Raw genomic sequence first — 25,846 nt, 5'->3', positions numbered from 1 at the left:
CGGTCCGCTCCCTGCAGGCCTCAGCGGATGTGCGGGCGGCCCAGGCCCGCGCCCTTCCAGCCGTACCAGGCGACCACGGCGAAGCAGGCGGCGGGCAGCAGGAAGGCGATGTTGGCGCCGTAAAGGTCAGCCAGCTTGCCCATGGGCCAGGGCAGCAGGACGCCGCCGCCGATGGCCATGACCATGAGGGACGAGGCCTTCTTGGTGTGCGCGCCCAGGCCCGTGGTGCCCAGGGCGAAGATGGTGGCGAACATGGTCGACATGAAGAAGAAGACGGCGATCAGGGCGATCGGGGACACCTTGTCGATGCCCGCGGCCACGATCAGCGTCAGGACGACGTTGATGACGCCATAAGTGGTCAGCAGGGGGCGCGGCCTGACCTTGAGCAGCAGGCCGGTGGCGGCGAAACGGCCGACCAGATAGCCGATGGCGGCCAGCGACAGCATGAAGGCGCCCTGCTGCGAACTGAGGCCCTGCCAGTTATGGGTCACCAGGTTGATGAAGTAGGCGCCGATGCCGACCTGGGCGCCGATGTAGAGAGCTTGCGTCACTACGCCGGCGATGAAGTGGGGCTGCTGCGCCAATCCTTTGGGAGCATGGGGCTTGGCTGGAGCGTCGCCTTCAACGGCGCCGCCGTGATCGGCCAGGCCGGTCTCGGGCAGACGGGCGCGCCAGACGACGGCGGCGAAGATCAGGACGGCCACGGCGATCAGGCCATAGACGATCTGGATCGAGCGGGTCGCGCCGCCCAGGGCCTCGGTCGTGGTCGGGCTGAAGAAGACCGCGCCGCCGATCATCGGGCCGATGAAGACGCCAAGGGCGTTGAACGACTGGGCCAGGTTCAGGCGCTGCGAGGCTTTGGCCGGATCGCCCAGGACGTTGACGTAGGTGTCCGCCGAGGTCTCCAGCACGCACAGACCGGCGGCCAGGACGAACATGGAGCCGATGAAGGGCAGGAAGCCGCCCGCGTTGGCGGCAGGAATGAAGAGCAGGGCGCCGACCGCCGTCAGGGACAGGCCCGAAACGATGCCGAACTTGTAGCCGCGCGCGTTCAGCAGCATGCCCGCAGGCAGGCTGAGCAGCAGATAGGCGCCGAAGTAGGCGATCTGCAGCCAGGAACTGTCCGCCTGGCTGATGCTGAGCGTCTCCTGGAAATGCTTGTTCAGCACGTCCAGCAGGCCGTAGGCCAGGCCCCAGATCAGGAAGCAGGCGATGGCGAAGGCCAGGGGACCACGCAGGTTGCCGGCGGGCACGGCGAGACCGCCGGGGGTGGGGGCGGCGTCGGTTTCTATACTCATGTCGTCCTCGTGGGCTTCCTCGGGACCGGCGCCGTCTTGATGCGGGCTCGGCGAATGATGGGTCAGATGCGGTAGATCGCCTCGGCGTTGGCGGCGAACAGACGGTCGCGCTCATCGGCAGAGAAACCGGCGGCGATGGCGTCGAAGGCGGAATAGAAGGCGTCGAAAGTTCCGTGGACGCGCTCGACCGGGAAGTCGCTGGCGAACATGGCGCGGCGCGTTCCGAAGGTCTCGATGCAGGTCAGGACGACCGGCTGAATGGACTGCAGGGTCCAGGCGCGGTCGGTGATGCCGAGGCCGGAGATCTTGATCGAGACCTGCGGCCGTTCGGCTAGGGCCTTCAGCCCTGCACGCCAGGCCGCCAAGCCCTCGGCGTTGCGGTCGGTCGGCAGGCCCGCGTGGTTGATGATCAGGGGAATGTCGGGGTGGGCGTCGGCCAGTTCGACCGCATTGGCCATCTGCGACGGATAGAGCTGCAGGTCGAAGGACAGGCCGTGACGCGCCAGTTTGCCGAAACCCGCGCGCCAGACCGGGTCGAGCAGCGGATCGACGGGATTGTAGGTCTTCATCGGATCGGCGTGCCAGCAGACGATCTGGCGCACGCCGCGAACGTTGGGCCGGGCGGCGTGGGCCTCCAACAGGGCGTCCAGATAGGGATCGGTCAGGTCGGCCCCGGCGACGACGCCATGCGGATAGCCATGGTCGTCGGCCATGGCCTGCAGCCAGTCGGTCTCGGCCAACTGATGGCCGCGCGGCTGACCGGCCTCGACGTGGACGATCTTGTCCACGCGCCAGTTCGTCGTGTCGGCCAGGTAGTCCTTCAGCAGGTAGTCCCGGTGGGCGATCGGGGACATGTCCCCCGCCGGATTGTTCGGCAGGGGATCGTCCTGCAACCAGCCATAGCGGGCGCGCGACAGGTCCCACAGGTGGACGTGGCAGTCGACGATGCGAAGGTCGCGTCCCACCTGCGGCGTCCCTAGTAGGTCGTGCGGCCGCCCGACGTGTCGAACGTCGAGGCGGTGGTGAAGCTGCATTCCTCGGACGCCATGAAGCAGACCATGGCGACGCTTTCCTCGACCTCGCCCAGACGGCCCATGGGGATCTTGGAGCGCATGTAGTCGACCTGGCTCTGGGGCAGCTGCTCTAGGATGGGGCTTTCGAAAGTGGCGGGGGTCAGGCTGTTGGCGATGACGCCCTTGCCGGCCAGTTCCTTGCCCAGGGACTTGGTGAAGCCGATGACCCCGGCCTTGGACGCGGAATAGGCCGAGGCGTTGGGGTTGCCTTCCTTGCCCGCGACCGAGGCGACATTGACGATGCGGCCATAGCCGTTGTCGAGCATGAAGGGGACGATGGCACGCGAGCAGTAGAAGACACCGTTCAGGTTGATGTCGACCACGCGCTTCCAGCTGTCGAGCGGGAATTCGTGCACGGGCACGGTGGCGCCGGTGATGCCGGCCGAGGCGACCAGGATGTCGATGCGTCCGCCCAGGGCCTCATGCGAGGTCCTGGCGGCGGCCTCGACGGCGGCCGGGTCGGCGACGTCCAGGGCCACCGTGGCGACGGCGCCCACTTCCTCGGCGGCGGCCTTCAGCGCGTCTTCGTTCAGGTCCCAGAGCACGACCTTGCCGCCCTCGGCGACGATGCGGGCGGCCGAGGCCTTGCCCAGGCCCGAGGCGCCGCCGGTGACGACGGCGGTGCGGCCGTTGAAACGTCCCTGATAGGCGCTCATGCCACCATGTCCTTCGACCAGGCGACGACCGACTGGCGCTGGCTGCCCAGCTTCTCGATGCCCAGCTCCATCACGTCGCCGGCCTTGAGGTAGAAGGGCTCGGGTTTCTGGCCCAGGCCGACGCCGGGCGGGGTGCCGGTGGTGATCAGGTCGCCGGGCTCCAGGGTCATGAACTGGCTGACGTAGGAGACGATCTCGGCCACGCCGAAGATCATGGTCCGGGTGTTGCCGGTCTGCATGCGCTGGCCGTTGAGGTCCAGCCACATGTCCAGGGTCTGCACGTCGCCCACCTCGTCGGTGGTGACGATCCAGGGGCCGACCGGGCCGAAGGTGTCGCAACCCTTGCCCTTGTCCCAGGTGCCGCCGCGCTCGGTCTGGAAGGCGCGCTCGGACACGTCGTTGATCAGGACGTAGCCCGCGACGTGATCCAGGGCGTCGGCCTGGTCGACGTAGGAGGCGCGCTGGCCGATGACGATGCCCAGTTCAACCTCCCAGTCGGTCTTTTCCGAACCGCGAGGAATGACAACGGTGTCGTTCGGACCCGTCAGGCAGGAGACGGCCTTGGTGAAGACCACGGGTTCGGTGGGGATCGGCAGGTTGGATTCGGCGGCGTGGTCGGCGAAGTTCAGGCCGATGGCGATGAACTTGCGCACGCCATTGACCGGCACGCCGTAGCGCGGCGCCCCCTCGACGAGGGGCAGGGTCTCGGGATCAATCGCCTTCAGCGCGGCGAGGCCTTCGCCCCACAGCTGGTCCGGGGTGATGTCGGCGACCACGCCCGACAGGTCGCGGATGCGGCCTTCGGCGTCCAGGGTTCCGGGCTTTTCCTGGCCCTTGGGGCCGTAACGCAGGAGTTTCATGGTGAGGCCTTCTTATCGGGCGTAGGGGCGGTGCAAAGCGATGTCGCGGTTCAGCTCGACGCCGAAGCCGGGGGTGTCGGGAACCTTCAGCTTGCCGTTCACCGGAACGGGCTCGCCGATCAGTTGCGGATGGAACATCGGCACGATCTCGTCGGCGCCCGGAGCCATCATCAGGAACTCCGCGAACGGGCTGTTATGGCGCGTCACGACGAAGTGGTAGGAATAGACGCTCGATCCGTGCGGGATCATCAGCACGCCCTTGGAATCGGCCAGGGCCGAGATCTTCTGAAGTTCAGTCACGCCGCCGCACCAGCCCACGTCCGGCTGGATGATGTCGCAGCATTCCATTTCCAGCAGCATGCGGAAGCCCCAGCGGGTGGCCTCGTGCTCGCCGGTGGTGACCAGCATCCCCTTGGGCGCGTTCTTCTTAAGGGCCTGATAGCCCCAGTAGTCGTCGGGGCTGAGGGCTTCCTCGATCCACTTCAGACCCAGCTTGTGGGCCTCGTGGGCCAGGCGCGTGGCGTAGTTCAGATCCAGAGCCATCCAGCAGTCGAACATCAGCCAGAAGTCGTCGCCGCAGGCGTTCCGCATGGCCTCCAGTTCGGCCAGGTTCTTGCGCAGGCCTTCCTCGCCCTCCGTCGGGCCGTGGTGCAGGGGCATCTTGCCGCCGATGAAGCCCAGTTCCTTGGCCTTATCCGGGCGCGCGCCCGTGGCGTAGAAGGTCAGCTCGTCGCGAACCGCGCCGCCCAGCATGGCGAAGACCGGCTCCTGACGCAGGCGGCCCAGCAGGTCCCACAGGGCCAGATCCACGCCCGAGATGGCGTTCACCACCAGGCCCTTGCGGCCGTAGTACTGGGTCGAGAAATACATCTGGTCCCAGATCTTCTCGACCTCGGACGGATCGCGGCCTTCCAGGAAGCGGGCCAGGTGCTTTTCGACGATATAGGCGGCGGGCTCGCCGCCGGTGGTCACGGCGAAGCCGACCACGCCGTTGTCGGCCTCGATCTCGACGACCAGGGTGCCCAGCACATTGATGCCGAAGCTGCGACGGCTCTGGCGGTATTCCGGATACTTCGCCATCGGGGTGGCGATGTGGTCGTCGATCCAGTGGCCGTCGCCCTGGTCGTGATAGTCGGCGCCGCCACCGGTTCCGTCGTTTTTCACGACGAAGGCGCGGACGTGTCTGATCTTCGGCAGGCGGCTCATCGGGATGCAGCCAATTTCTGGCGCAGCTTTCCCATCATGCGGGACGACACTGGCGTTTCTCCTAGGAATTGATCAAGCTGCCCGCTTCTGGCGGCGGATCACTTGCACGATATTCTATATTCTGGGAAAGAAAACTACGAGATGGGACGAATGGCGTCAATCAGGACCGAGCAGGGCGACGGCGACGAGGAAACCGGGGGCAAGGCTTCCGGGAGCCAGACCCTTTTGCGGGGGCTGGACGTGATCGACGCCCTGATGGACGGCTCGCTTCCCCTCGCGGACCTGTCGGAAAAACTGGCCTTGTCGCGCAGCACCACCCACCGCCTGGCCTCGGCCCTGGTGGATCGTCGCCTGTTGTCCTTCCGTCCGCGGGAGGGCTATGCGCTGGGGCCGAAGCTGCTGGAGCTGGGCCACGCCGCCAGCCAGCAGATGCACCTGCCGCGCGTGGCGCGCCCCTATCTGGAGCATCTGTCGGCGGTGACCGACGATACGGTGCACCTCGGCGTGCTGGACGGTCGTTTCGCCCTCTACCTGGACAAGGTGCCGGGACGTCGGCGCGTCAACATCGGGTCGCGCCTGGGCGAGCGTCATCCCATCGCCTCGACCGGTCTGGGCAAGGCGCTGATCCTCGACAAGTCCGAGCCGGAGTGGAGCGACTTCTACGCCCCGGAGGGCGCGTCGGTGGATTCCGCCGCTCGCCTGGTCTGGCTGGAGCGGATGCGTGGCTACGCCGAGAAGGGCTACGCCTTCGACCTCGAGGAGAATGAGGATCAGGTCCGCTGCGTCGCCGCGCCGATCCGCTCGGTCGATGGACGCATCGTGGCCGCGATCAGCGTTTCCTCCGCCGCCCAATACATGTCCGACGCCCGAATGGCCGAACTGACTGCGACGGTCACAGACGCCGCCGACGCCATCAGCGGCGAACTGGGCTGGACCCCTAAAACCTAACACGCTTACCTGTACGGAGCCCCCATGCTGCTTAAAGACAAGGTCGTCCTCATCACCGGAGGATCGCGAGGCATCGGGGCGGCCGTGGCCGTTGAAATGGCGAGGCAGGGCGCGGACGTGGCGATCAACAGCCATGCGGGCGCAGAGGCCGCCGCTGAAGTGATCGCCGCCGTCGAGGCGCTGGGGCGTCGCTGCATCTCGGTCGAGGGCGACGTGGCCCTGCCGGAAACGGCGGCCGCCTTTGTGAATGCGGCGGTCGAGGCCTTCGGCAAGGTGGACGTCTTCGTCTCCAACGCCGGCATCTGCCCCTTCCACGCCTTCCTCGACATGCCGGCCGAGACGCTGAAGCGGACCATGGAGGTCAATCTGCACGGCGCCTACTTCATGACCCAGGCGGCGGCCAATCAGATGGTGAAGCAGGGCAATGGCGGGGCCATCGTCGCCATCAGCTCGATCTCGGCCCTGGTCGGCGGCGAGTTCCAGACCCATTACACCCCGACCAAGGCGGGGGTGCACAGCCTGATGCAGTCCTGTGCTATCGCTCTGGGCAAGCACGGCATCCGTTGCAACTCGGTATTGCCGGGCACCATCCTGACCGACATCAACAAGGACGACCTGTCTGATCCGGCCAAGCGCCAATACATGGAAGGCCGCATCCCGCTGGGCCGTCTGGGCCAGCCCGAGGATATCGGCGGCGCGGTCGCCTTCCTGGCTTCGGACATGGCGGCCTATGTCACCGGCGCGGCCCTGCTGGTGGACGGCGGCGCCTTTGTGAACCTGCAGTAGGCAGGGCTATTAAAAAGAAGGGCGTCGGCGACCAGATCGCCGACGCCCCAGTGCACCGCTCAGGAAGGGCGGTGGAAGCTTGCTCAGAACTTGTAGCGGAAGCCCGCGAACACCTGACGGCCCGTATGGTGATGCACCGAGACCAGGTTGTAGTCGCCCACGTACTGGGTCGCGACTTCGTCGGTCAGGTTGATGCCCTCCAGCGTCAGGGTGAAGCTGTCGTTGACCTGCCACGAGGCTGAGGTGTCGACGTTGAAGGTGTCGACCACGCCCTCGATCGCATTGCCGTTGCGGCCCGGAACCTGGGTCAGGTAGCCGTCGCGGTAGGTGCCCGAGATACGGGCGCTGAAACGCTCGTCCTCGTAGTAGAGGGTGCCGTTGTAGGCGTTCTTGGACAGCTCGGTCAGGGTGTTGGTGACGCCGTTCGGGTACTCGATCTCCGAGTCCACGAAGGTGTAGTTGGCCATCACGCCGAAGTTGGACCAGATGCCGGGCAGGAAGGTGAAGGGCTGCTGGTAGGAGACTTCGAAGCCGGTCAGGTCGCCGCCGTCGGTGTTGACCGGCTGGTTGAAGACCCAGTCCGCCGAGGGCGAGCAGCCAGCCACCGAGCCGCAGGCCGCGATGGCCACGCTGTCGGGAATGCCGAAGGCGTTGCCGCTGAAGGGGGCCGTGACGGCGTTGGTGGCGACGAAGCTGTCGATCTTCTTGTGGAAGACGCCCAGGGCCAGGATGGATTCGGGGGCGAAATACCATTCGACGCCGATGTCGTAGGTGGTGGCGCGCGTCGGGTCGAGCAGGGGGTTGCCCGAGTTGACGGTGCGGTTGTTGCCGGAAACCGAGACGCTGCCGCCGGGGGTCAGGCTGCCCAGGCCCGGACGCGCCATGACCTTGGCGGCGGCCAGACGGACCAGCAGGTTTTCGCGCGGTTCGATGACGATGTTGGCCGAGGGGAGCCAGTCGTCATAGCTGCGGCTTGAACGAACCTGGATCGGCGTTCCGGCGGCGATCTGATAGCCCTTGGAATACTGGTCCGTGTTGACGTAACGCACGCCGACGTTGCCGCGGATCGGCAGGGCGGTGTCGAGATCGAAGTCGATCTGGGCGTAGGCGCCGGTGGTCTTTTCCTCGACCGAGCGGTTGTTGCCGCTCGCAGGCATCCAGCTCAGGGCGTAGTTGTCGAAACCGAACAGGTCGGCCGCCTTCTGATAGTCGGGGATCAGCCAGTTCAGCGCCGTGCCGGACGGAATGTCCCATCCGTCAGCGAAGCCGACCGTGTGGCTGTAGCTGCCGATCGCTGCAGCGGCCACGGCGGCGGGAATGCAGGCCTCGGCGTTGGCCGTGACCGCCAGGGGCGGGGTGCAGCTGGCCGGGTCGCGGCGCTGTTCCGTCGTGGCGAAGGTGTAGTCCTTGAAGAAGTAGCCGGTCTTCAGCTGGAAGTTGTCGTTGATGTCGAAGACCGTGTTCACCTGGACGGTGTCATAGGTGTTGTCGGCCGTCTGCGGGCGCATGCGGATCTGCGACAGGCGCCACTGGGCCGGGTCATTGACGTCGAAGCCGTAGCTGATCAGCGGCAGGTTCGCGTTCTGACGATAGTCGTAGACGTAGTCCTGCGTGTCCGTCTTGTCGAACAGCAGGGTCGTCTGGATCGGGTTGTCGTGCGCCGACTTGCTGGAGCCGACCAGGGCGTCCATGCGGAAGCGGTCGTTGAAGTCGTGCTTGAAGTTCAGCGTGACCTGGGTGAACTCGGTCGACAGTTCATCGTAGCGGGACTCCGAGCGCACATCGACGTTGTCGAAGCGGCCGTAGAGCATGTTGCCGTTGGCGTCGACGAAGGAGTCGCGAACGATGATGCCGTTGCGGCCGGCGTTTCCGCTGGCGCTGAAGTCCGGCGCCTGCAGGAAGTGTTCGAAGCGGGTGGCGCTGAAGTCGGCGTAGAGGACGTCCAGGCTGACTTCGGTCGCGTCGCTGGGGCGCCATTGCAGGGCGGCGGTGACGCCCAGACGGTCCTGGTCGTGTTCCAGAATGCCGTAGCGCGGCAGGCGCGGGGTGAAGGCGTTGATCACGCCCTGGCCCTGACCGGCGCGGCCGATGTTTCCGCCCTGCCAGCGCACGGTGCTGTGGCCTTCTTCCAGGGCCTCGCGGGTCGAATAGGCGACCGAGAGCAGGGCGCCGAACTTGCCGTCCGCCCAGGTGTTGGAGATCAGGAAGGCGCCGCGCGGGTCGGCGTTCTGGGCCAGGTCATTGTAGCCGAGCTGACCGGAGACGGCGACGGTCAAGCCGTCCTTGTAGTCGAAGGGACGCGCGGCGCGCAGATCGACCGTGGCGCCCAGCGAGCCTTCCTCGGTTTCGCCCGAGGCGGTCTTGCGCACCGTGATGCTGTTGAACAGGTCCGAGGCGAAGACGTTGAAGTCGAAACCGCGGCCGCGGTTGGTCCCGCCCGAGCTGTCGGTGCCGCCGGTGGTGCCCAGGGCCTCCATGCCGTTGATGCGGATGCGGGTGAAGTCGGGGCCGAGGCCGCGCACCGAGATGTTGCGGCCCTCGCCGGCGTCGCGGGTGATGGCGACGCCCGGGATGCGCTGGATGGCTTCGGCCAGGTTCTGGTCCGGGAAGTCGGCGATGTCTTCGGCGACGATCACGTCGACCGCCCCGGCTTCGCGTTTCTTGACGTTCAGCGCCTGGGCCAGGCTGCCGCGGAAGCCGGTGACGACGATCTCGTCGACGGTGGTGGTCGGCTCCTGAGCGACGTCCTGGGCCTGGGCGGCGCCGCCGAGCGCCAGGGTCAGGGCGCCCAGAGAAGCGCCGAGGGTCAGCGCATGGCGCGCACGGGTAGCGTGGTGGGTCATCATATCCTCCTCCCAGTTGAGCCTTTCGGGGATCGTGCGTCCCCGTTCCAGCCGCCGCGATCGCGGGAACCGGTGTCATTTGGCGTTTGTCAGCCAGTGCCACCGGTGTCATATAAAGCTACGCACAGTTTCCGACGTGTGGCAAGACGATGGCGAACGCCGATCGGACGCCGCTCGAAGCTTCTGTTCGTACTGAAGAAAACCAACGACCGACCGCACCAAGACGGACGGCGCTCAGGGAGATGCTCATGCCGACGCCGATCACGGTGATCGTCTGCACGCGCGATTCGACCTGCGTCATCCGGAATTCCCGTTCGCCTGTCTTCAAGCCTTGAGTTTCGCATGACCCAGCCGCTGCGCCTGAACCCCGATCGTCTGTTTCCGGCTGACGCCGACACCCGCGCCGTGGCGCGTCGGCTCTACGCCGAGGTGAAGGGGCTGCCGATCATCAGCCCGCACGGCCACACGGACCCCAGCTGGTTCGCGGGCGATGAGAACTTCGCCAACCCGGCCGAACTGCTGATCACGCCCGACCACTACGTCTTCCGGATGCTGCATTCGCAAGGCATGGCGATGGAGGACCTGGGGGTGCCGCGCGCCGACGGCGGGCCGGTCGAGGCCGATCCGCGCAAGATCTGGCGCCGCTTCGCCGAGAACTATCACCTGTTCCGCGGCACGCCCTCGCGGATGTGGCACGACTGGGTCTATGCCGAGGCCTTCGGCATCGACGTGCGCCTGTCGGCCGAGACGGCGGACCACTACTACGACGTCATCGACGCTGCGCTGAAGACCGAGGCCTTCAAGCCGCGCGCCCTTTTCGACCGCTACAACATCGAAGTCCTGACCACGACCGAGAGCCCGCTTGATACGCTGGAGCACCACAAGGTCATCAACGCCTCAGGCTGGAAGGGCAGGGTCCTGACCGCCTATCGTCCCGATCCGGTGCTGGACCCGGACTATGAGGGCTTCCGCGACAATCTGAAGATCCTGGCCGAGCAGACCGGCCGCGATACGATGACCTGGGAGGGCTATCTGGCCGCCCTGCGCGACCGCCGCGCCTTCTTCATCGAGATGGGCGCCACCTCGACCGACCACGGGCACCCGACCGCCTTCACCGCCGACCTGTCAAAGGCGGACGCCGAGGCCCTGTTCAAGCGGGTTTCGACCGCCCCGGCCAGCGCAGCCGACGCCGAGCTGTTCCGCGGCCAGATGCTGACCGAGATGGCCGCCATGTCGGTCGAGGACGGGTTGGTGATGCAGCTTCACCCCGGCAGCTTCCGCAACCACTCGGCCACGGTCTTCAACCGTTTCGGCCGCGACAAGGGCTGCGATATCCCGACCCGGACGGATTACGTCCGGGCGCTGAAGCCCTTGCTGGACCGCTTCGGGTCGGACACGCGCCTGACCCTGATCCTGTTCACCCTGGACGAGACCTCCTACAGCCGCGAACTGGCCCCGCTGGCCGGTCACTATCCGGCGCTGAAGCTGGGGCCCAGCTGGTGGTTCCACGACAGCCCCGAGGGCATGCGCCGCTTCCGCGAGCAGGTCACCGAGACGGCGGGCTTCTACAACACCGTCGGCTTCAACGACGACACCCGCGCCTTCCTGTCGATCCCGGCGCGTCACGACGTGGCCCGGCGCATGGACTGCGGCTTCCTGGCCAAGCTGGTGGTCGAGCACCGCATGGAGGAGGACGAGGCCCATGAGCTGGCCCACGCCCTGACCTATGGTCTGGTCAAGGCGGCCTACAAGCTGTGACCCGTCTCGACAATGCGGCTCTGAAGGGCCTGCCCGCCGACGTCGCGCGTCCGGCCTATGACCGCGCGGCGGTGAAGACCGGCGTGGTTCACCTGGGCATCGGCGCCTTCCATCGCGCGCACCAGGCGGTGGTGTTCGACGACGCCCTGGCCAGCGGCGACATGCGTTGGGGTGTCCTGGGGGCCTCGCTGCGCTCGCCGGGCGTGCGCGACCAGTTGAACCCGCAGGACGGCCTCTACACCCTGGTCGTGCGCGACGGGGCCGATGAGCATCTGCGGGTCATCGGCGCCGGGTGCGGGGTTCTGGTCGGGCCGGAAGACCCTGCGGCCCTGGTCGCCGCCATGGTCGACGCGGACGTCCACATCGTCACCCTGACGGTGACCGAGAAGGGCTATCGTCTTGATCCGGCGACCGGCGACCTGCTGCTGGACGACCCGGACGTGGCCGCCGATCTGGCCGATATCGCCTCGCCTCGCACCGCGCCGGGCTTCATCGTTGCGGCCCTGCAGGCGAGGAAGGCGGCGGGGCTCAAGCCCTTCACCGTCATCTCCTGCGACAACCTTCCGCATAACGGCCAGCGCATCCGCGCCGGCGTCATCGCCATGGCTCGGCGCATTGATCCCGCTCTGGCCGAGTGGATCGAGGCCGAGGGGGCTTTTCCCCAGACCATGATCGACCGGATCGTGCCGGCCACCATCCCCGACGACGTGGCCCGCCTGAGCGCCCGTCTCGGCGTCGAGGACCAGGGCATGGTCAAGGCCGAGCCCTTCACCCAGTGGGTGATCGAGGACTGGTTCGCGGGCGAGAGGCCGGACTTCGCCGCCTTCGGCGTGCAACTGACCGACGCGGTCGAGCCGTGGGAGGACGCCAAGCTGCGCCTGCTGAACGGGGCGCATTCGGCGACGGCCTATCTGGGGGCGCTGTCGGGCTATGAGCATGTGCATGAGGCTGTGGCTGTCCCGGCTTTCCGCGCCTTTATCGAAGCCCTGTGGGACGAGGCGCAAACCACGCTGAGCCCGCCGCCGGGGCTGGACGTGACGGCCTATCGCGACGAGCTGATGGCCCGCTTCTCCAACTCGGCCCTCATGCATCGGACGCGCCAGATCGCCATGGACGGGTCGCAGAAGCTGCCACAGCGCCTGCTGGCCGGCATGGCGGAGCGGCTGGCCAAGGGGAAGGGGATCGAGGCCCTGGCGCTCGGCGTCGCCGCATGGATGCGCTGGCAGGAGGGTGTGACCGAGAGCGGCGAGACCGTGGTGGTCGACGACCCTCTGGCGGCGCGCACCGCCGAACTGATCGCGGGGTCCGAGAACGACGAGGCGGAGGTCCGCGCCCTGTTGACCCTGTCCGCCGTCTTCCCCGAGGCCCTGGCCGTTGATCGACGCTTCGTCGATGCGGTCACCGGCGCCTTCCTGTCCTTGAGAGAGCACGGCGCGGTCGAGGCCGCGCGCCGCGTGACGGAGTAGAGCATGAGCCGTGTCCTGATCCTGAACCCCGCCGATGATGTGGCCATCGCCCTGGACGACATCGCCGTCGGCGACACGCCCGAGGGTCTGGCTGCGCCCGCCCGCGCCGACATCGCCACCGGGCACAAGATCGCCCGTCATGCCGTGGAGGCGGGCGGTCTGGTCCGTCGTTACGGCCAGGTCATCGGGCGGGCCAGGGCGGCGATCGCCGCCGGGGATCATGTCCACGTCCACAACCTGGCCATGGCCGAGGACGGGCGTGAGGCCGAGGTCGGGGCGGACGTCCGTGCGCCGGCGCCGCTGTCGGGCGCGACCTTCAACGGCATCGTCCGCGCCGACGGCCGGGTCGGCACCCGCAACTACATCGGCGTCCTCACCAGCGTGAACTGCTCGGCCACGGTGGCGCGCCGCATCGCCGACGCCTTCCCGGATTCCAGTCTGCCTGAGGGCGTGGACGGCGTGGTCGCCTTCACCCATCAGGGCGGTTGCGGCGGGTCTTCGCTGTCCAGCGACACCACCCTGCTGCAGCGGACATTGGCGGGGTACGCCCGGCATCCGAACTTCCATTCCATCCTGATCGTCGGTCTGGGCTGCGAGGCCAATCAGATCCCGGCCTGGCTGGCCAACGAAGGCCTTGAAGCCGGTCCGACCCTGCGCGCCCTGACCATTCAGGAAGCCGGGGGCACGGCTCGCGCCATCGAGGCGGGCATCGAGGTCGTCCGCGAACTGGTGGCCGAGGCGGCCAAGGTCGAGCGTCAGCCGGTCTCGGCCGCGCATCTGACGGTCGGCCTGCAATGCGGCGGCTCGGACGGATGGTCCGGCGTGACGGCCAACCCGGCCCTGGGCGCGGCGGTGGACCTGCTGGTCGCGCACGGCGGCTCGGCCATGCTGTCGGAGACGCCCGAGATCTGGGGCGCGGAGCATCTGCTGCTGCGCCGTGCGGCCTCGCAGGCGGTGGCGGATCGGCTGAACGCGCGTCTGGAATGGTGGCGGGCCTATGCCGACAAGCACGGCATGGAGCTGAACAACAATCCATCGCCCGGCAATCTGAAGGGCGGCCTGACCACCATTCTGGAAAAGTCGCTGGGGGCGGTGGCCAAGTCGGGCTCCACGCCGCTGAATGATGTGATCGGCTATGCCGAGCCGCTGACGAGCAAGGGGCTCAGCTTCATGGACAGCCCCGGCTATGATCCCTGCTCGGCGACGGGCCAGATCGCCTCGGGCGCTAATCTGATCGTCTTCACTACGGGGCGGGGCTCGGTCTTCGGCGCCAAGCCCGCGCCGTCGATCAAGGTCGCCTCCAACGCCAGACTGGCCAGCTGGATGGACGAGGACATGGACATCGACGCCTCTCCGGTGCTGACCGGCGTGGCGATGGAAGAGGTTGGCCGCGCCATCTTCGAGCGGATGCTGGCCGTCGCCTCGGGCGAGCCGTCCAAGTCCGAGGCCCTCGGCATCGGCGACAACGAGTTCGTGCCCTGGCAGGTCGGCGCCTATCTCTAGCCGCCGACCCCGAAGGCCCGCCGGGCGTCAGCCCTCCAGGGCCTCGATCAGTTCGCCCATGTTGCGGATGAAGACCTGGGTCGAGACGCATTCGACCGGATAGTCGGTGTTGTAGGGCGAGGTGTCCCACAGGTCGCCGACGCGCGTGGTCTGATACTCGCCGCCCGTCACCGCCGCCGGGGCCTCGCCGATATAGGGGTTGGAGGTGGTGGTCAGGGGCGAGGGCCAGTAGCCGCGCGTGTTCAGCCCCGAAACCAGTTCGGCGGCGCGGCCCGGCGCGGGCCTGGCCAGACGGCGCGCGTCGGACGACATGTCCCAGACGTCCACGTCCTGCAAAGTGAAGTATTTCGGCAGTTTCAACGAGCCGGCGCGCGCCTTCAGCGGCGAGTGGCGGCTGGCCTCCTCGGGCGACTGGGCGGCCAGTTCCTCGTACTCGCGGCGCAGGGCGACGGTGTCGACGTTGCGGAACGAGCCGTAGTGGACGATCAGGTTGTTGGGGTTCGCATCGGCGTAATACTGGCCGTTGGTGATGTTGGACCCGCGCCGGTGGATATAGACCGGGGTGTTCGAGCCCTCGAGGATGAAGGTCGGGTGGGTGCGGCCCGGCGCGATCAGGTTCTGGGGCGTCTTGACCTGATCCAGCCAGTCCAGGGCCTCGGGCAGGCGCGTCAGGTATTTGCGATCGCCGGTCAGGCGATAGAAGCCCAGCATCGACTTGATATTGGCGCCCGTGGTGTGGGTGGCGAAGGCTTGCGGCTCGATGGTGCGGGCGCCGGCGGGCTTCAGGGTGTCGGGGAAGTGCTGCAGACCCCAGGCCGGTTGCGGCATGGGCTGCTGGGTCTTCACATAGATGTCCATGCCGCGATGGATGGCGTCCAGCAGGCGCGCATCGCCGCGACCGTTCACCGCCAGGCCATGCCAGGCGTAGAGCAGGAACTCCAGGTTCTCGCCGGCCACGTCGTCGTTGAAGGTGATGTAGGGGGTGTAGTCCGCGTGGCCGTGGACGCCGCCGTTCTGGACGAAGGGATAGCGTTGGGGCCAGCCGCCGTTGGCGTACTGGGCGTCGAGGACGAACTGGATCGCCTTGTCCAGCGGCGCGCGATATCTGCGCTCGCGCTTCTCCAGATAGACCCGCAGCAGCAGTTGCGAGGCCTCGGCCGTGCCCGCGTCGTCGAAGGTGGCGTTGCCGTAGTAGCGGTGGAATTCCTCCATCCGCCAGGCGTTCTTGCCGTAGGTGGCGTACCAGCGCTTCAGCGATTCCTCGCCCGCCGTGTCGATGACATAGTTCCAGCCGCCCGCCGGGTGCTGGCCGCGCACCAGGGCGTCGGTCGCCGCCTTGGCGGCTTCGTAGAACTGCTCGTCCCCGGTGGCGTGATAGGCGTCCAGGAAGGCGTGGCCGACGGTCGCCGTGCCCGGAGGCTGGACCCAAATCATGGTCGGCGAGGCTTCCAGTTCACCCCAGCGGCGCGAGAAGTCGGGCAGGACGTTCCAGACATAGCCGCCCTCGACGGCGGCCTCGTCGGTCATGAAGCGGGCCGCACGCTTCATGGCGGCCAGGATGGCGGCGCGGTCGGGCGCGGCCTGCAGGACGGTTTTCGCCATGGCGGGCGTCAGGGCGGGCGCGGCGGCTGCGGTGAAGGCGGCGGCGCCGGCGGCCAGAAGGGCGCGGCGGTTCAGGGGCGTTGCGGGCATGGCGTCTCCTCGATGCGTCGCCTCACAGCTCTGGCGGCTGTTTGCGGCGGCGAAGCTAACCATGATTGACACCGGTTTCCTAGCGTCAGCGCGCGGCTGAAAACGCCTCTGGTTTCACGATGCCGTCAGCGGCGGATGTCGAAGCCGCCGTCGCCCATGGCCGCGCGCACCTCGGTGGCGGTGAACAGGTTGAAGTCGCCGGGGACCGAATGCTTCAGGCCCGCCGCCGCCAGACCGAAGTCCAGGGCTTCCTGATCGGACCAGCCGCTCCACAGGCCGAACAGGACGCCGGAGGCGAAGGCGTCGCCGCCGCCGACCCGATCCACGACCCCGGTCATGTGGATGGCTTCGGTCGAGGTCTCGACGACCTCGCCATCGGCGCCGCGCGTCAGCATGACCGCAGACAGGGCCTGATCGGCGACGCTTTCCTGAACGCGCAGGGTGCAGGCGATGCGTTGCAGGCGGGGGAAGGCTTCAAACGCCGCGGCGGCGGCCAGACGGCGCCGGGCATGGGGATCGGCGTCCTCGAACTTCGTCTTCAGCACCAGGGCGAAGTCGCGGTCGTCGGCGAAGGCGATCTCGGCGCCGGCCAGCATCTTGCCCAGGGTGGCGGGCGGATCGCCGGCCCATTGCTCCCACAGCTTGCCGCGGAAGTTGCCGTCGTAGCTGATGCGGACGCCCTTGCGCACCGCAGCCTCGACCAGTTCCACCGCGGCGCGCGAACCGTTGGGGCCGGTGGCGGGGGTGACGCCCGAGACGTGCAGCCACTCATAGCCGCCCAGCAGGGCGTCCCAGTCGAAGGCGTCGGCGACACGCTCGACAAAGGCCGAACCGGCGCGGTCGTAGAGCACTTCGGACGGACGGCGAACGGCGCCGGGCGTCAGGAAGTAGAGGCCCATGCGGCCGGGCGCGAAGACCACGGGAGTGGTGTCCACGCCGTAGCGCCGGACCTCGTCGCGCGCGGCCTGGCCCAGGGCGTTGTCGGGCAGGACGGTGGCCATCGCCGCCGGCGCGCCGAAGCGGGCCAGGGCGACAGCGACATTGGCCTCGGCCCCGCCCGGACGTGCGGTCAGGGCCGGGGATTGAAGCAGCAGCTCGTTCTGGTTCGGACTGAACCGCAGCAGCATCTCGCCGAAGCAGAGAATCTTGGAGTTCGGGCGAGGATTGCTCATGGTCAGGACGCTAGCGCGGGATCAGCGCGCCAGCCAGCCGCCGTCGACCGGCAGGGTGATGCCCTGCACGTAGTCGCTGGCGCGGCTGGCCAGGAAGACGGCGGCGCCGCCCAGGTCGGTCGGATCGCCCCAACGCCCGGCCGGGATGCGGCCCAGGATTTCCCTGGAACGCACCGGGTCGTCCTGCAGGGCCTGGGTGTTGTCCGTGGCGAAATAGCCCGGGGCGATGGCGTTGGCGTTGATGCCGTGTTTGGCCCACTCGTTGGCCATCAGCTTGGTCAGTCCCGCCACGCCGGACTTGGACGCGGTGTAGGACGGCACGCGAATGCCGCCCTGATAGGACAGCATGGAGGCCGTGTTGATGATCTTGCCGCCGCGCTCGCCGGCGATCATCCGCTTCACCGCGGCCTGGCTGAGGAAGAAGAGGACCTTGAGGTTGACGTTCATGACGTCGTCCCAGTCCTGCTCGGTGAAGTCCACGGCGTCGGCGCGGCGAATGATGCCGGCGTTGTTCACCAGGATGTCGACGGGGCCGAGGGCGGCTTCCGCCTCGTCGAGAATCCGTTCGACCGGTTCGATCGAAGTCAGATCCGCCTGGATCGAGACGCCCTTGCGGCCCTTGGCCAGGACCTTGCCGACCGTGTCGTCGGAGGCGCGACGGGCGACAGACGCGACATCGGCGCCCGCCGCGGCCAGGGCCACGGCGATGCCTTGACCCAGGCCTGTGTTGCCGCCGGTGACCAGGGCGACCTTGCCGGTCAGATCGAAAGGATCAGCCATGCCCCATCGCCCCCTATTTCAGCTGACAGATGTCGAGCTTGTTCATGTCCGTGTAGTCGAGGTTCTCGCCGCCCATGCCCCAGATGAAGGTGTAGTTCGACGTGCCCGCGCCCATGTGGATCGACCACGGCGGGCTCATGACAGCCTCGCCGTCGGCCATGACGATGTGACGCGCCTTGTCGGGTTCGCCCATGAAGTGGAAGACGCGGTCGTTCTCGCCCAGGCCGAAGTAGAGGTAGGCCTCGGAGCGACGGTCGTGCAGGTGGGGCGGCATGGTGTTCCACACCGAACCGGGCTTCAGCACCGTCACGCCCAGCAGGAGCTGGCAGGATTTCACCTTGGCCGGGACGATGTACTGGTAGATGGTGCGCTCGTTGGAGGTTTCCAGCGAACCCATTTCTAGGGGAACAGCTTCGCTGATCGAGATCTTGGTCAGATCATAGCGGGCGTGAGCCGGCGTCGAGATCAGATAGAAGCGGGCGGGATTGGCGGCGTCATCCGAGGCGAAGGACACTTCTGACGAGCCCATCGGCACATAGAGGCCGTCGCGGAAGGCCAGGGCGATGGTTTCGCCGTCGACGGTGACCGAGCCGGCGCCGCCGATGTTCACCACCCCCAGTTCGCGAGCGACCAGGAAGGGTTTTCCGGCCAGCGACGGCGGTTCGGAATGAAGCGGCAGGCTGACCGGCGCGTCGGTCGGGGCGGCGCCGCCAATGACCATGCGTTCGTTGTGCGAATAGTTCAGGCTGACGCGACCCGGCTGAAACAGCCCGGTCATGAGGTAACGATCCCGCAGCTGATCATTGGTCGCGCCGTCCATCATGTCGGGATGGGTCGCGTGATAAACCTTGTCGTACACCTTGGATCCTCCTGAATTCCTCGAACGGGAATCGTCTGCGGCGGGTTCAACCGCCCGTCTTCTGATTGGTTAGGTAACCGGTGTCAGAGTCTAGGGCAAGAGGCGCGATCCGGTGGGCGTCCTGGTCAGGCGACGGGGACGGCGGAGTTCCTCACCACGAGGGCCGGGCGCACTTCGGGTTGAACCAGCTTGGCCGGATCGACGCCGCGCATGGGCGCCAGCAGCTTTTCGGCCGCCATCCGTCCCATGTCCCGGATCGGCAGGCGCACGGAGGTCAGGTTGGGCCAGACGCGAGCCGCCATCGGCAGGTCGTCATAGCCGACGATCGACAGGTCTCGAGGCAATTCCATGCCGCGCTCGCGCGCCGCCTGCATGACCCCCAGGGCCATGTCGTCGTTCAGGGTGAAGATGGCGGTCGGGGGCTCCGGCAGGGACAGCAGGGCGTGACCCGCCTCGACGCCCGACTCGAAAGTATAGGCGCCTTGCAGGTCGTAGGCCGGCGGAACGGCGATGCCGCGCGCCGCCAGGGCGTCGATGAAGCCCTGACCGCGCACGACCGATGATCGGAAGGAGGCGAGGCCGCGCACCAGGGCGATGCGACGATGGCCCAGATCGGCCAGATGGCGAGCGGCTTCGGCGGCGCCGATCCAGTCATTGGTCACGACCATGCTCTGGGGCTCATCGAGCGCCAGAGAGGCGATGCGGACATAGGGGCAGTCCAGTTCGCGCAGCAGGTCGATGACGCCTTCGTCCTCCGACACCGAGGGCGGCATGATGACGCCGAACAGACGCTGGCGCTCGACAAAGCCGCGAATGTCCTGAAGCAGGGTGGGGGAGGCGCGGCTGCACGGGTGAACCACCAGCTCGAGGCCGGATCCTTTCAGGGCGTCCAGCACGCCCTGCTGCAGGTTGACGACATAGGTCGGGCTGGGCTGGTCATAGATCATCCCGACCAGGAAAGAGCGGCGGAAGGCCAGGCCGCGGGCCTGGGGATCCGGAATGAAACCCAGTTCGTCGATGGCGGCCTGAACGCGCTCACGCGTGTCCTCACGCACGAAGGGCGACTGGTTGATGACGCGCGAAACCGTCTTCTTGGAGACCTCGGCCACGCGGGCGACGTCGTTGATGGTGGCTCGCTTGCCGGGTTTGGCTGAGCGCGAATCGTCTTGCGACAACAGCGTTCCCCTTTGTGTTCTTGTTTGGCGTTAGGCATAGCCCCGCTCGGCGTTGTGCGCCATGGGCTGTTTTCAAGGCGGATTGACACCGGTTTCCTGACCCGCCCATTATTCGGTGTTTTCAATGGGGCGTCATTTGACCGACCAGACCATTTCCTGCGAGCGCCGTGCATGACGGCTGCTTCCGTTCAGACGCCGGACGCCGATCAGGCTGTCGCCGAGACCTTCGTCCGCGCGCGCCTGGCCGCGCGCGCCGTCCCGACCTATCCGGGCGAAGCGCCTGAGGAGATGGCGCGCTCCTACGCCATTCAGGACGCCGCCATCGCGCTGTATCCGGACAGGGTGGCGGGCTGGAAGGTCGGCGGCGTGCCTCCGGCGCAGCAGTCGGCCCTGGGGGTTCACCGTCTGGCCGGCGCCATCTTCGCTGGCAACGTCTGGACCGTCGGCGAGGCGCCGACGCCTCTGCCCGCCATCGAAGGCGGGTTCGCCGCCGTCGAGGCCGAGTTCATCGCCCGTATCGGCCTTGACGCCGACCCCGCCAAGATCGACTGGACCATCGAGGAGGCCGCCGATCAGATCGACGCCGTCTTCATCGGCGTGGAGCTGGCGGGCAGCCCGCTGTCGGCCATCAACGACCTGGGCTCGGCCGTGGTCGCCTCGGATTTCGGCAATAACGGCGGTCTGGTGATCGGGCCGGAGTTGACGAACTGGCGCGAGCGACTGGACGCGATCCAGGTTGAAACCGTCATCGACGGCGTCAGCGTCGGCAAGGGGGGCTCGCTCTCCCTGGCCGGAGGAGCCCTGGAATCCGTGCGCTTCCTTCTGGAGCATTGCGCGCGATGGGGCCGGCCGCTGACCGCCGGGATGCTGGTTTCGACCGGCGCCGTCACCGGGGTTCACCGCATCTACGCCGACAGTGAGGCGGCGTGTGTATTCGAAGGCGTGGGGGAGGTCCGCTGCTCGGTCGTGAAGGCCGTGCCGCATCCAACGCAGAACTAGTATCAACCACAGCGCGACCCTGTCCGCCGTCGAGAACGGTCAAGAAGACGGGGCGCGCGAGGAAACCAAGGGAATGGGTCTCGTACCATGAGTGACGCTTCGAAAGCCGCACCCGCCGGGGAGGGGCCGATCCGCGTGACGGCGCCGCCGGCGGGCAAGTACCGCTGGATCGTGATGTGGCTGCTGTTCGCGGCCATGGTCATCAACTACGTCGATCGCCAGATGATCGGCTTCCTGAAGCCGACGCTGTCGACCGAGTTCGGCTGGTCCGAGACGGACTATGCGGACATCGTCTTCTGGTTCCAGGCTTCCTACGCCGTCTTCTACCTGATCTTCGGTCGGGTGATGGACAAGATCGGCGCGCGCTGGGGCCTGGGGGTCGCCTTCTTCATCTGGCAGATCGGCCATATGATGCATGGCGCGGCCCGCGACCTGTCGCACTTCATCATGGCCCGCATGATCCTGGGCGTCGGCGAGGCCGGCGGCTTCCCCGGCGGCATCAAGGCCGTGGCCGAGTGGTTCCCCAAGAAGGAGCGCGCCTTCGCCACCGGCCTGTTCAACGCTGGCACCAATATCGGCGCCATCGTCACCCCCTTGCTGGTTCCGGTCCTGGTGCTCAGCTTCGGCTGGCAGATGGCCTTCGTGGTCACCGGTCTGCTGGGCCTGATCTGGCTGCCGATCTGGCTGCTGGTCTATCGCCGTCCGCGTGAAGTGAAGAAGCTGTCCACGGCCGAGCTGGAATGGATCGAGCAGGACCCGGCCGACACCGTCGAGAAGATCGGCTGGAAGAAGCTGCTGACGGTCAAGGAAACCTGGGCCTATGCCGCGGGCAAGTTCCTGATCGACCCGATCTGGTGGATGTTCCTGTTCTGGCTGCCTGACTTCCTGGGCAAGAGCTACGGCCTGGACCTGAAGACCTTCGGCCCGCCGATCGTGGCCATCTATCTGCTGTCGGACGTCGGTTCGGTCGGCGGCGGCTGGTTGTCGTCGAAGTTCATGCACAGAGGCATGAGCCTGAACAAGGCGCGCAAGCTGACCATGCTGCTCTGCGCCCTGTGCGCCGTGCCGGTCGCCTTCGCCGCCTTCGCCTCGAACCTGTGGGTGGCGGTGCTGATCATCGGTCTGGCCACGGCGGCTCACCAGGGCTTTTCGGCCAACCTCTACGCCTTCCCCGGCGACGTCTTCCCGCGCGGGGCCGTGGGCTCGGTCGTCGGCATCGGCGGCATGCTGGGCGGCATCGGCGGCATGATCATGGCCAAGTACGCCGGCTTCGTCCTCGACAAGATCGGCACCTACACCCCGATCTTCGTGGTGGCGGCTTCGGCCTACCTGGTGGCGCTGCTGGTGGTTCACATCATCTCGCCACGATACGAACCGGCCAAGGTCTAAGGATCTGACGCCGAGAGGGGCGCTCGTCTGAGGGGGCGGGCGCCCTTCTTCAATTCTGGAGGAGGCGGACGTGGATCTGCATAGACGTGGTTTGCTGGCGATGGGCGCGGCGGTCCCGGCTCTGGCTGCGGCCTTGCCGACTATTGCGAAAGCTCAGACCGTAGCGCCGCCCGATCCGACCGAGGTCGTCCATCTGTGGCCGAAGGGCGCGCCGGGCGGGGAGGGGGTGACGGTCGTCCCCGTCGTGCCCGAGCGCTCGACCGACCCCGCCTATCGCGACCGTTACGCCCAGTACACCACCGACCCGATCATGACGGTGATGCGGCCCGAGCGCCCCAACGGCTCGGCCATGCTGCTGATCCCCGGCGGCGGCTATCGCTGGGCCGTACTGGACAAGGAGGGCTTCGATGTCGCCCGCGTCTTCGCCGCCAGCGGCACGACCTGTTTCGTCCTGCGCTATCGCCTGCCGGCCGACGGCTGGGCGGCGGGGGCGGACGCGCCCTTGCAGGACGCCCAGCGGGCCATCCGCCTGATCCGCAGTCGCGCGGCCGAGTTCGGCGTTCGCCCCGACCGGATCGCGGTTCTGGGCGCCTCGGCGGGCGGGCATCTGGCGGGGCTGGCCAGCGCGCGGACGGACGCGGTCTATGCCCCGCTGGATGCGGCGGACGAGGTCTCGCTGCGCCCGGATCTGACGGTGTTGATGTATCCGGTGGCGACCATGAGCGACCCGCACGTCCACGCCGGATCGCGCGCCCACCTGCTGGGCGAGACGCCTAGCGCGGCGCGCATCGCCGCCTATTCGCTGGAGCGGATGAACTGGACGGGCGCGGCGCCCGTCTTCCTGCTGCACGCCATGGACGACGCCTCCGTCCCGGTCGAGAACAGTCTGATGCTGCTGGCCACGTTGAAGGCGGCGGGTGTGAAGACCGAGGCCCACCTGTTCCAGGAGGGCGGGCATGGCTTTGGCGTTCGGTTGATCCAGGGGCGGCCGGCTGCGGTCTGGCCGGAGCTGGCGCGCGCCTGGGCCGCCCGTCTGGACTTTGCGCTCTAGGTCCCCGGCTGGATGTAGGGGATGGCCGAGAAGAAGGCGCGCTCGTCGCCGCGCGGGTCGTTCGCCATTTTCGACGTGACGTCGAACAGCAGGGTCTGGCGCGTCGGCAGCTCATAGCGGTCCCAGCGCGGCAGGCCCGCGTGGTTGGGATCGCCGGTGCGCGCCAGGGCGATGAAGGCGTCGCTCATCTGATCCGAGACGATCTGCGCGCCCGGCCCGTTCGTGCGCGATCCCGGCGCATTCACATTGTCGAACACCAGAGGGATGTCGGCGGTGTGGAAGGCGCCCTTGCGGCCCGAGGCCGTCTCGCCGGGGAAGTCCAGTTGATAGACCCAGGCGGGCGCCCCTGCTTTGGCGCGTTCCTCGGCCTCGATCACGGCGCCGCGCCATGACCGCCCCGCCGTGGTGGCGGCGATCAGGACCTGATCCGGAGACCAGTCGGGATGCATCCGGCGATAGGCGGCGATCACGGCTTCGGGGGTGATGTCGATGCGCATGACGCCGGGCGACATCCGTGCGGCCAGCGTGTCCCAGGTCAGGCCGAGGTTCCTGGGATCATCGCCCATGAAGCCCAGGGTTTCCTCGCGCGTATTGCCGATGATCATCGGGATGCTCCGCCCCTGCGGTGCGGCGTCCGGATAGAAGGGGTGGCGCGGCAGGCTGCGGAAATCCAGCACCGGCCCGAAGTAGAGTCCGCCGTACCCGAGGATCGGGTCCTCCACACCTTGCGCCTCCAGCAGGCGTTCGACCGGCAGGTCGGCGGCTTCGTGGGCGCGATCCGGCGTCAGGCCCAGGGCCTTGAGCCAGGCGGTCGCGCGGGTCGTGGCGTTGAGGGGGCCGGAAGCCGTGACCTGCTGGCCGCTCATGGTGGCGGCGCGGTGGAACAGGCCTTTCGCCTCGGGCATGGCCATCAGGGTCGCGATCTTGGCTCCCCCGCCCGACTGGCCGAAGACCATGACCCGGTCCGGGTCGCCGCCGAAGGCCGCTACATTGTCGCGCACCCAGCGCAGGGCCAGGATCAGGTCCAGCTGGCCGACATTGCCGGAGTCCTCGAACCCCGGCGTCAGCCGCGCCAGATAGGCGTAGCCCAGGGCGTTCAGCCGGTGGTTCAGCGTCACCACCACCACGTCGCCGCGCGCCGCCAGCCTTGTTCCGTCGTAGAGAGGATCGGACCCGGATCCACTCGAATAGGCGCCGCCGTGGATATAGACCATGACCGGCCGACGGCCTGCATCCACGCCCGGCGTCCAGACATTGAGGAAGAGGCAGTCCTCGCTCTGGTTCGGTTCGCCGCCGCGCTGAGGGCTGGCCGCGCCATGGTCGAAGGCGGGCGCCGGATCGCGCCAGGGCGCGGGCGGCTCGGGCGGCTGGAAGCGCCGCGTCGGCGCGCCGTAGCGGACGCCCTTGAAGACGGCCAGCCCGTTCTGACGGCGACCGACGACGGGGCCGTGACGCGTGTCGATCCGGGGCGCGTCGCCTTGGCCGGCCCATGCGGTTGCAGGCGGAATGGAGGCGCCGAGGCCGGCGAGAAGAACGGATCGTCGTGTCGGCATCAGTGCCATCCTGATGAAGAGAAACCGGTGTCAGGACCTGAGCAGCGAAAAGGCCGAGGGCGCCAGGGCGGTATGCGAAAAGGCCGCCGCCCGCACGGCTCCGTTGAAGTAGTTCACCCGGTTGAAGCGGCAGCCCACCGAGCTCGCGCCCGAGCCCTGGGGGGTGAAGACCATGGGGGTCTCGCCTTGCAGCACGCCGTTGACGAAGCTGCGATAGGTCGCGCCGTCATAGGTCTGGGCGACATGGGCCCATTCGCCGATCGGGTGCAGCTTGTCCGGGAAGATCAGCACCTCGCTGTAGCCCGGTCCCCTTGTGAAGGCGTCCAGGCACCACTGGCGGTCATAGACCCGGATCTCGAACAGGAAACGCGTGCCGGGCCATTGATCGACCCCCGTCGCCGGCGGCGTTTCCTGAAGGTGAAACCAGCGCTGTTCGTGTGCGCCGCCGTCTGGTCGGAACAGGGCCTCGAAGGTGAACTGCCCGGCGCCGGCCAGGGGGTGGTTGTCGATAAAGAGGGCGTCGTCGACGCCGTTGAACAGCAAGGCGCCGCCGTAGGGCGAGTCGCTCAGCCGGGGGGCTCCTTCCACCTTCATCGCGTGCCCGCCCACCTGGGACAGGCGGTCGAAGGTCCACAGGGTCGGGCGCGCCGGGGGGGCGGCGAGCGTTGCGCATCGACTGGTCGCCAGCGCCAGTCCGCCGGCCAGGACGGCGCGGCGGCCGACAGATTCAAGGGGAAGGGGCAAGCTGGAACTCCCTGGTCGATGCGGGACGGTGAGCG

Annotated in this window: 22 protein-coding genes; 8 read left to right on the top strand and 14 right to left on the bottom strand. The window is 67.6% G+C overall.

All coding sequences use genetic code 11. The features are described 5' to 3' along the window. Nucleotides 1-20 precede the first annotated feature (20 nt). The 5 genes from ACZ5XO_RS14505 to rhmD all read right to left on the bottom strand — a co-directional run bounded on the left by ACZ5XO_RS14505 (nt 21) and on the right by rhmD (nt 5,093). The gene (locus tag ACZ5XO_RS14505; protein WP_464163100.1) at nt 21-1,298 is read right to left on the bottom strand and encodes a sugar MFS transporter; all 1,278 of its coding nucleotides are present in this window, start codon (nt 1,296-1,298) and stop codon (nt 21-23) included. A gap of 62 nt (nt 1,299-1,360) precedes the next feature. Then, complete coding sequence (locus ACZ5XO_RS14500; RefSeq protein ID WP_464163099.1) at nt 1,361-2,263, bottom strand: amidohydrolase family protein; 903 nt, start codon at nt 2,261-2,263, stop codon at nt 1,361-1,363. Between the two features lie 11 nt (nt 2,264-2,274). Next, a complete protein-coding gene (locus ACZ5XO_RS14495) occupies nt 2,275-3,027 on the bottom strand; it encodes an SDR family NAD(P)-dependent oxidoreductase (RefSeq protein ID WP_464163098.1) in 753 nt (250 codons plus the stop codon). Further along, a complete protein-coding gene (locus tag ACZ5XO_RS14490; RefSeq protein WP_464163097.1) occupies nt 3,024-3,887 on the bottom strand; it encodes a 2,4-didehydro-3-deoxy-L-rhamnonate hydrolase in 864 nt (287 codons plus the stop codon). Before ACZ5XO_RS14490 ends, ACZ5XO_RS14495 begins: the two co-directional genes overlap by 4 nt. A 12-nt stretch (nt 3,888-3,899) precedes the next feature. Next, the gene (gene rhmD / locus ACZ5XO_RS14485) at nt 3,900-5,093 is read right to left on the bottom strand and encodes an L-rhamnonate dehydratase (RefSeq protein ID WP_464163096.1); all 1,194 of its coding nucleotides are present in this window, start codon (nt 5,091-5,093) and stop codon (nt 3,900-3,902) included. 150 nt (nt 5,094-5,243) lie between these two features. On the opposite strand from rhmD, the gene ACZ5XO_RS14480 reads away from it, so the two are divergent. Continuing rightward, nucleotides 5,244-6,041, top strand: coding sequence for an IclR family transcriptional regulator (locus ACZ5XO_RS14480; protein ID WP_464163095.1), 798 nt, complete (start codon nt 5,244-5,246; stop codon nt 6,039-6,041). A gap of 24 nt (nt 6,042-6,065) precedes the next feature. Beyond that, nucleotides 6,066-6,827, top strand: coding sequence for an SDR family NAD(P)-dependent oxidoreductase (locus ACZ5XO_RS14475; protein WP_464163094.1), 762 nt, complete (start codon nt 6,066-6,068; stop codon nt 6,825-6,827). An 83-nt stretch (nt 6,828-6,910) separates the two neighbouring features. Here the strand turns inward: ACZ5XO_RS14475 and ACZ5XO_RS14470 are convergent, their stop codons facing one another. Together ACZ5XO_RS14470 and ACZ5XO_RS14465 are read right to left on the bottom strand one after the other, a co-directional pair. Continuing rightward, nucleotides 6,911-9,670, bottom strand: coding sequence for a TonB-dependent receptor (locus ACZ5XO_RS14470; RefSeq protein ID WP_464163093.1), 2,760 nt, complete (start codon nt 9,668-9,670; stop codon nt 6,911-6,913). Between the two features lie 118 nt (nt 9,671-9,788). Beyond that, nucleotides 9,789-9,971, bottom strand: coding sequence for a hypothetical protein (locus ACZ5XO_RS14465; protein ID WP_464163092.1), 183 nt, complete (start codon nt 9,969-9,971; stop codon nt 9,789-9,791). 41 nt (nt 9,972-10,012) lie between these two features. Between ACZ5XO_RS14465 and uxaC the strand changes: the two genes are divergently transcribed. The 3 genes from uxaC to ACZ5XO_RS14450 are packed head-to-tail and all read left to right on the top strand — an operon-like array spanning nt 10,013 to nt 14,397. Beyond that, complete coding sequence (gene uxaC / locus ACZ5XO_RS14460; protein ID WP_464163091.1) at nt 10,013-11,428, top strand: glucuronate isomerase; 1,416 nt, start codon at nt 10,013-10,015, stop codon at nt 11,426-11,428. Further along, nucleotides 11,425-12,894 (top strand): mannitol dehydrogenase family protein, encoded by a 1,470-nt coding sequence (locus tag ACZ5XO_RS14455; protein WP_464163090.1) that lies wholly within the window; start codon nt 11,425-11,427, stop codon nt 12,892-12,894. The genes uxaC and ACZ5XO_RS14455 overlap by 4 nt, the downstream gene beginning before the upstream one ends. A 3-nt stretch (nt 12,895-12,897) precedes the next feature. Further along, complete coding sequence (locus ACZ5XO_RS14450) at nt 12,898-14,397, top strand: UxaA family hydrolase (protein ID WP_464163089.1); 1,500 nt, start codon at nt 12,898-12,900, stop codon at nt 14,395-14,397. 27 nt (nt 14,398-14,424) lie between these two features. Here the strand turns inward: ACZ5XO_RS14450 and ACZ5XO_RS14445 are convergent, their stop codons facing one another. The 5 genes from ACZ5XO_RS14445 to ACZ5XO_RS14425 form a co-directional block, all read right to left on the bottom strand. Next, nucleotides 14,425-16,089, bottom strand: coding sequence for a pectate lyase (locus tag ACZ5XO_RS14445; protein ID WP_464163088.1), 1,665 nt, complete (start codon nt 16,087-16,089; stop codon nt 14,425-14,427). 125 nt (nt 16,090-16,214) lie between these two features. Further along, complete coding sequence (locus ACZ5XO_RS14440) at nt 16,215-17,261, bottom strand: PfkB family carbohydrate kinase (RefSeq protein WP_464163087.1); 1,047 nt, start codon at nt 17,259-17,261, stop codon at nt 16,215-16,217. 21 nt (nt 17,262-17,282) lie between these two features. Continuing rightward, nucleotides 17,283-18,041: a 2-dehydro-3-deoxy-D-gluconate 5-dehydrogenase KduD gene (gene kduD / locus ACZ5XO_RS14435; protein ID WP_464163086.1), complete on the bottom strand. Its 759-nt coding sequence runs from the start codon at nt 18,039-18,041 to the stop codon at nt 17,283-17,285. A gap of 13 nt (nt 18,042-18,054) precedes the next feature. Then, entirely contained in the window at nt 18,055-18,900 is an 846-nt protein-coding gene (gene kduI / locus ACZ5XO_RS14430) for a 5-dehydro-4-deoxy-D-glucuronate isomerase (protein WP_464163085.1), read from the bottom strand. Nucleotides 18,901-19,025: 125 nt separating this feature from the next. Beyond that, complete coding sequence (locus ACZ5XO_RS14425; protein ID WP_464163084.1) at nt 19,026-20,075, bottom strand: LacI family DNA-binding transcriptional regulator; 1,050 nt, start codon at nt 20,073-20,075, stop codon at nt 19,026-19,028. A 171-nt stretch (nt 20,076-20,246) separates the two neighbouring features. On the opposite strand from ACZ5XO_RS14425, the gene ACZ5XO_RS14420 reads away from it, so the two are divergent. The 3 genes from ACZ5XO_RS14420 to ACZ5XO_RS14410 all read left to right on the top strand — a co-directional run bounded on the left by ACZ5XO_RS14420 (nt 20,247) and on the right by ACZ5XO_RS14410 (nt 23,514). Continuing rightward, nucleotides 20,247-21,074: a 2-keto-4-pentenoate hydratase gene (locus ACZ5XO_RS14420; RefSeq protein ID WP_464163083.1), complete on the top strand. Its 828-nt coding sequence runs from the start codon at nt 20,247-20,249 to the stop codon at nt 21,072-21,074. Nucleotides 21,075-21,248: 174 nt separating this feature from the next. Continuing rightward, entirely contained in the window at nt 21,249-22,463 is a 1,215-nt protein-coding gene (locus ACZ5XO_RS14415; protein WP_464164931.1) for an MFS transporter, read from the top strand. Nucleotides 22,464-22,533: 70 nt separating this feature from the next. After that, nucleotides 22,534-23,514: an alpha/beta hydrolase gene (locus ACZ5XO_RS14410; protein ID WP_464163082.1), complete on the top strand. Its 981-nt coding sequence runs from the start codon at nt 22,534-22,536 to the stop codon at nt 23,512-23,514. On the opposite strand, the gene ACZ5XO_RS14405 is transcribed toward ACZ5XO_RS14410, so the two are convergent. Further along, on the bottom strand, nt 23,511-25,067 hold the full coding sequence (locus tag ACZ5XO_RS14405) for a carboxylesterase/lipase family protein (RefSeq protein ID WP_464163081.1): 1,557 nt from the start codon (nt 25,065-25,067) through the stop codon (nt 23,511-23,513). The genes ACZ5XO_RS14410 and ACZ5XO_RS14405 overlap by 4 nt on opposite strands. 30 nt (nt 25,068-25,097) lie before the next feature. Further along, a complete protein-coding gene (locus ACZ5XO_RS14400) occupies nt 25,098-25,811 on the bottom strand; it encodes a LamG-like jellyroll fold domain-containing protein (protein WP_464163080.1) in 714 nt (237 codons plus the stop codon). Nucleotides 25,812-25,846: the final 35 nt, after the last annotated feature.

It is taken from the genome of Brevundimonas sp. T2-11 (assembly GCF_055397675.1).
Note: the sequence above shows the minus strand (reverse complement) of the source record. Positions and strands in the feature narration are given on the sequence as shown.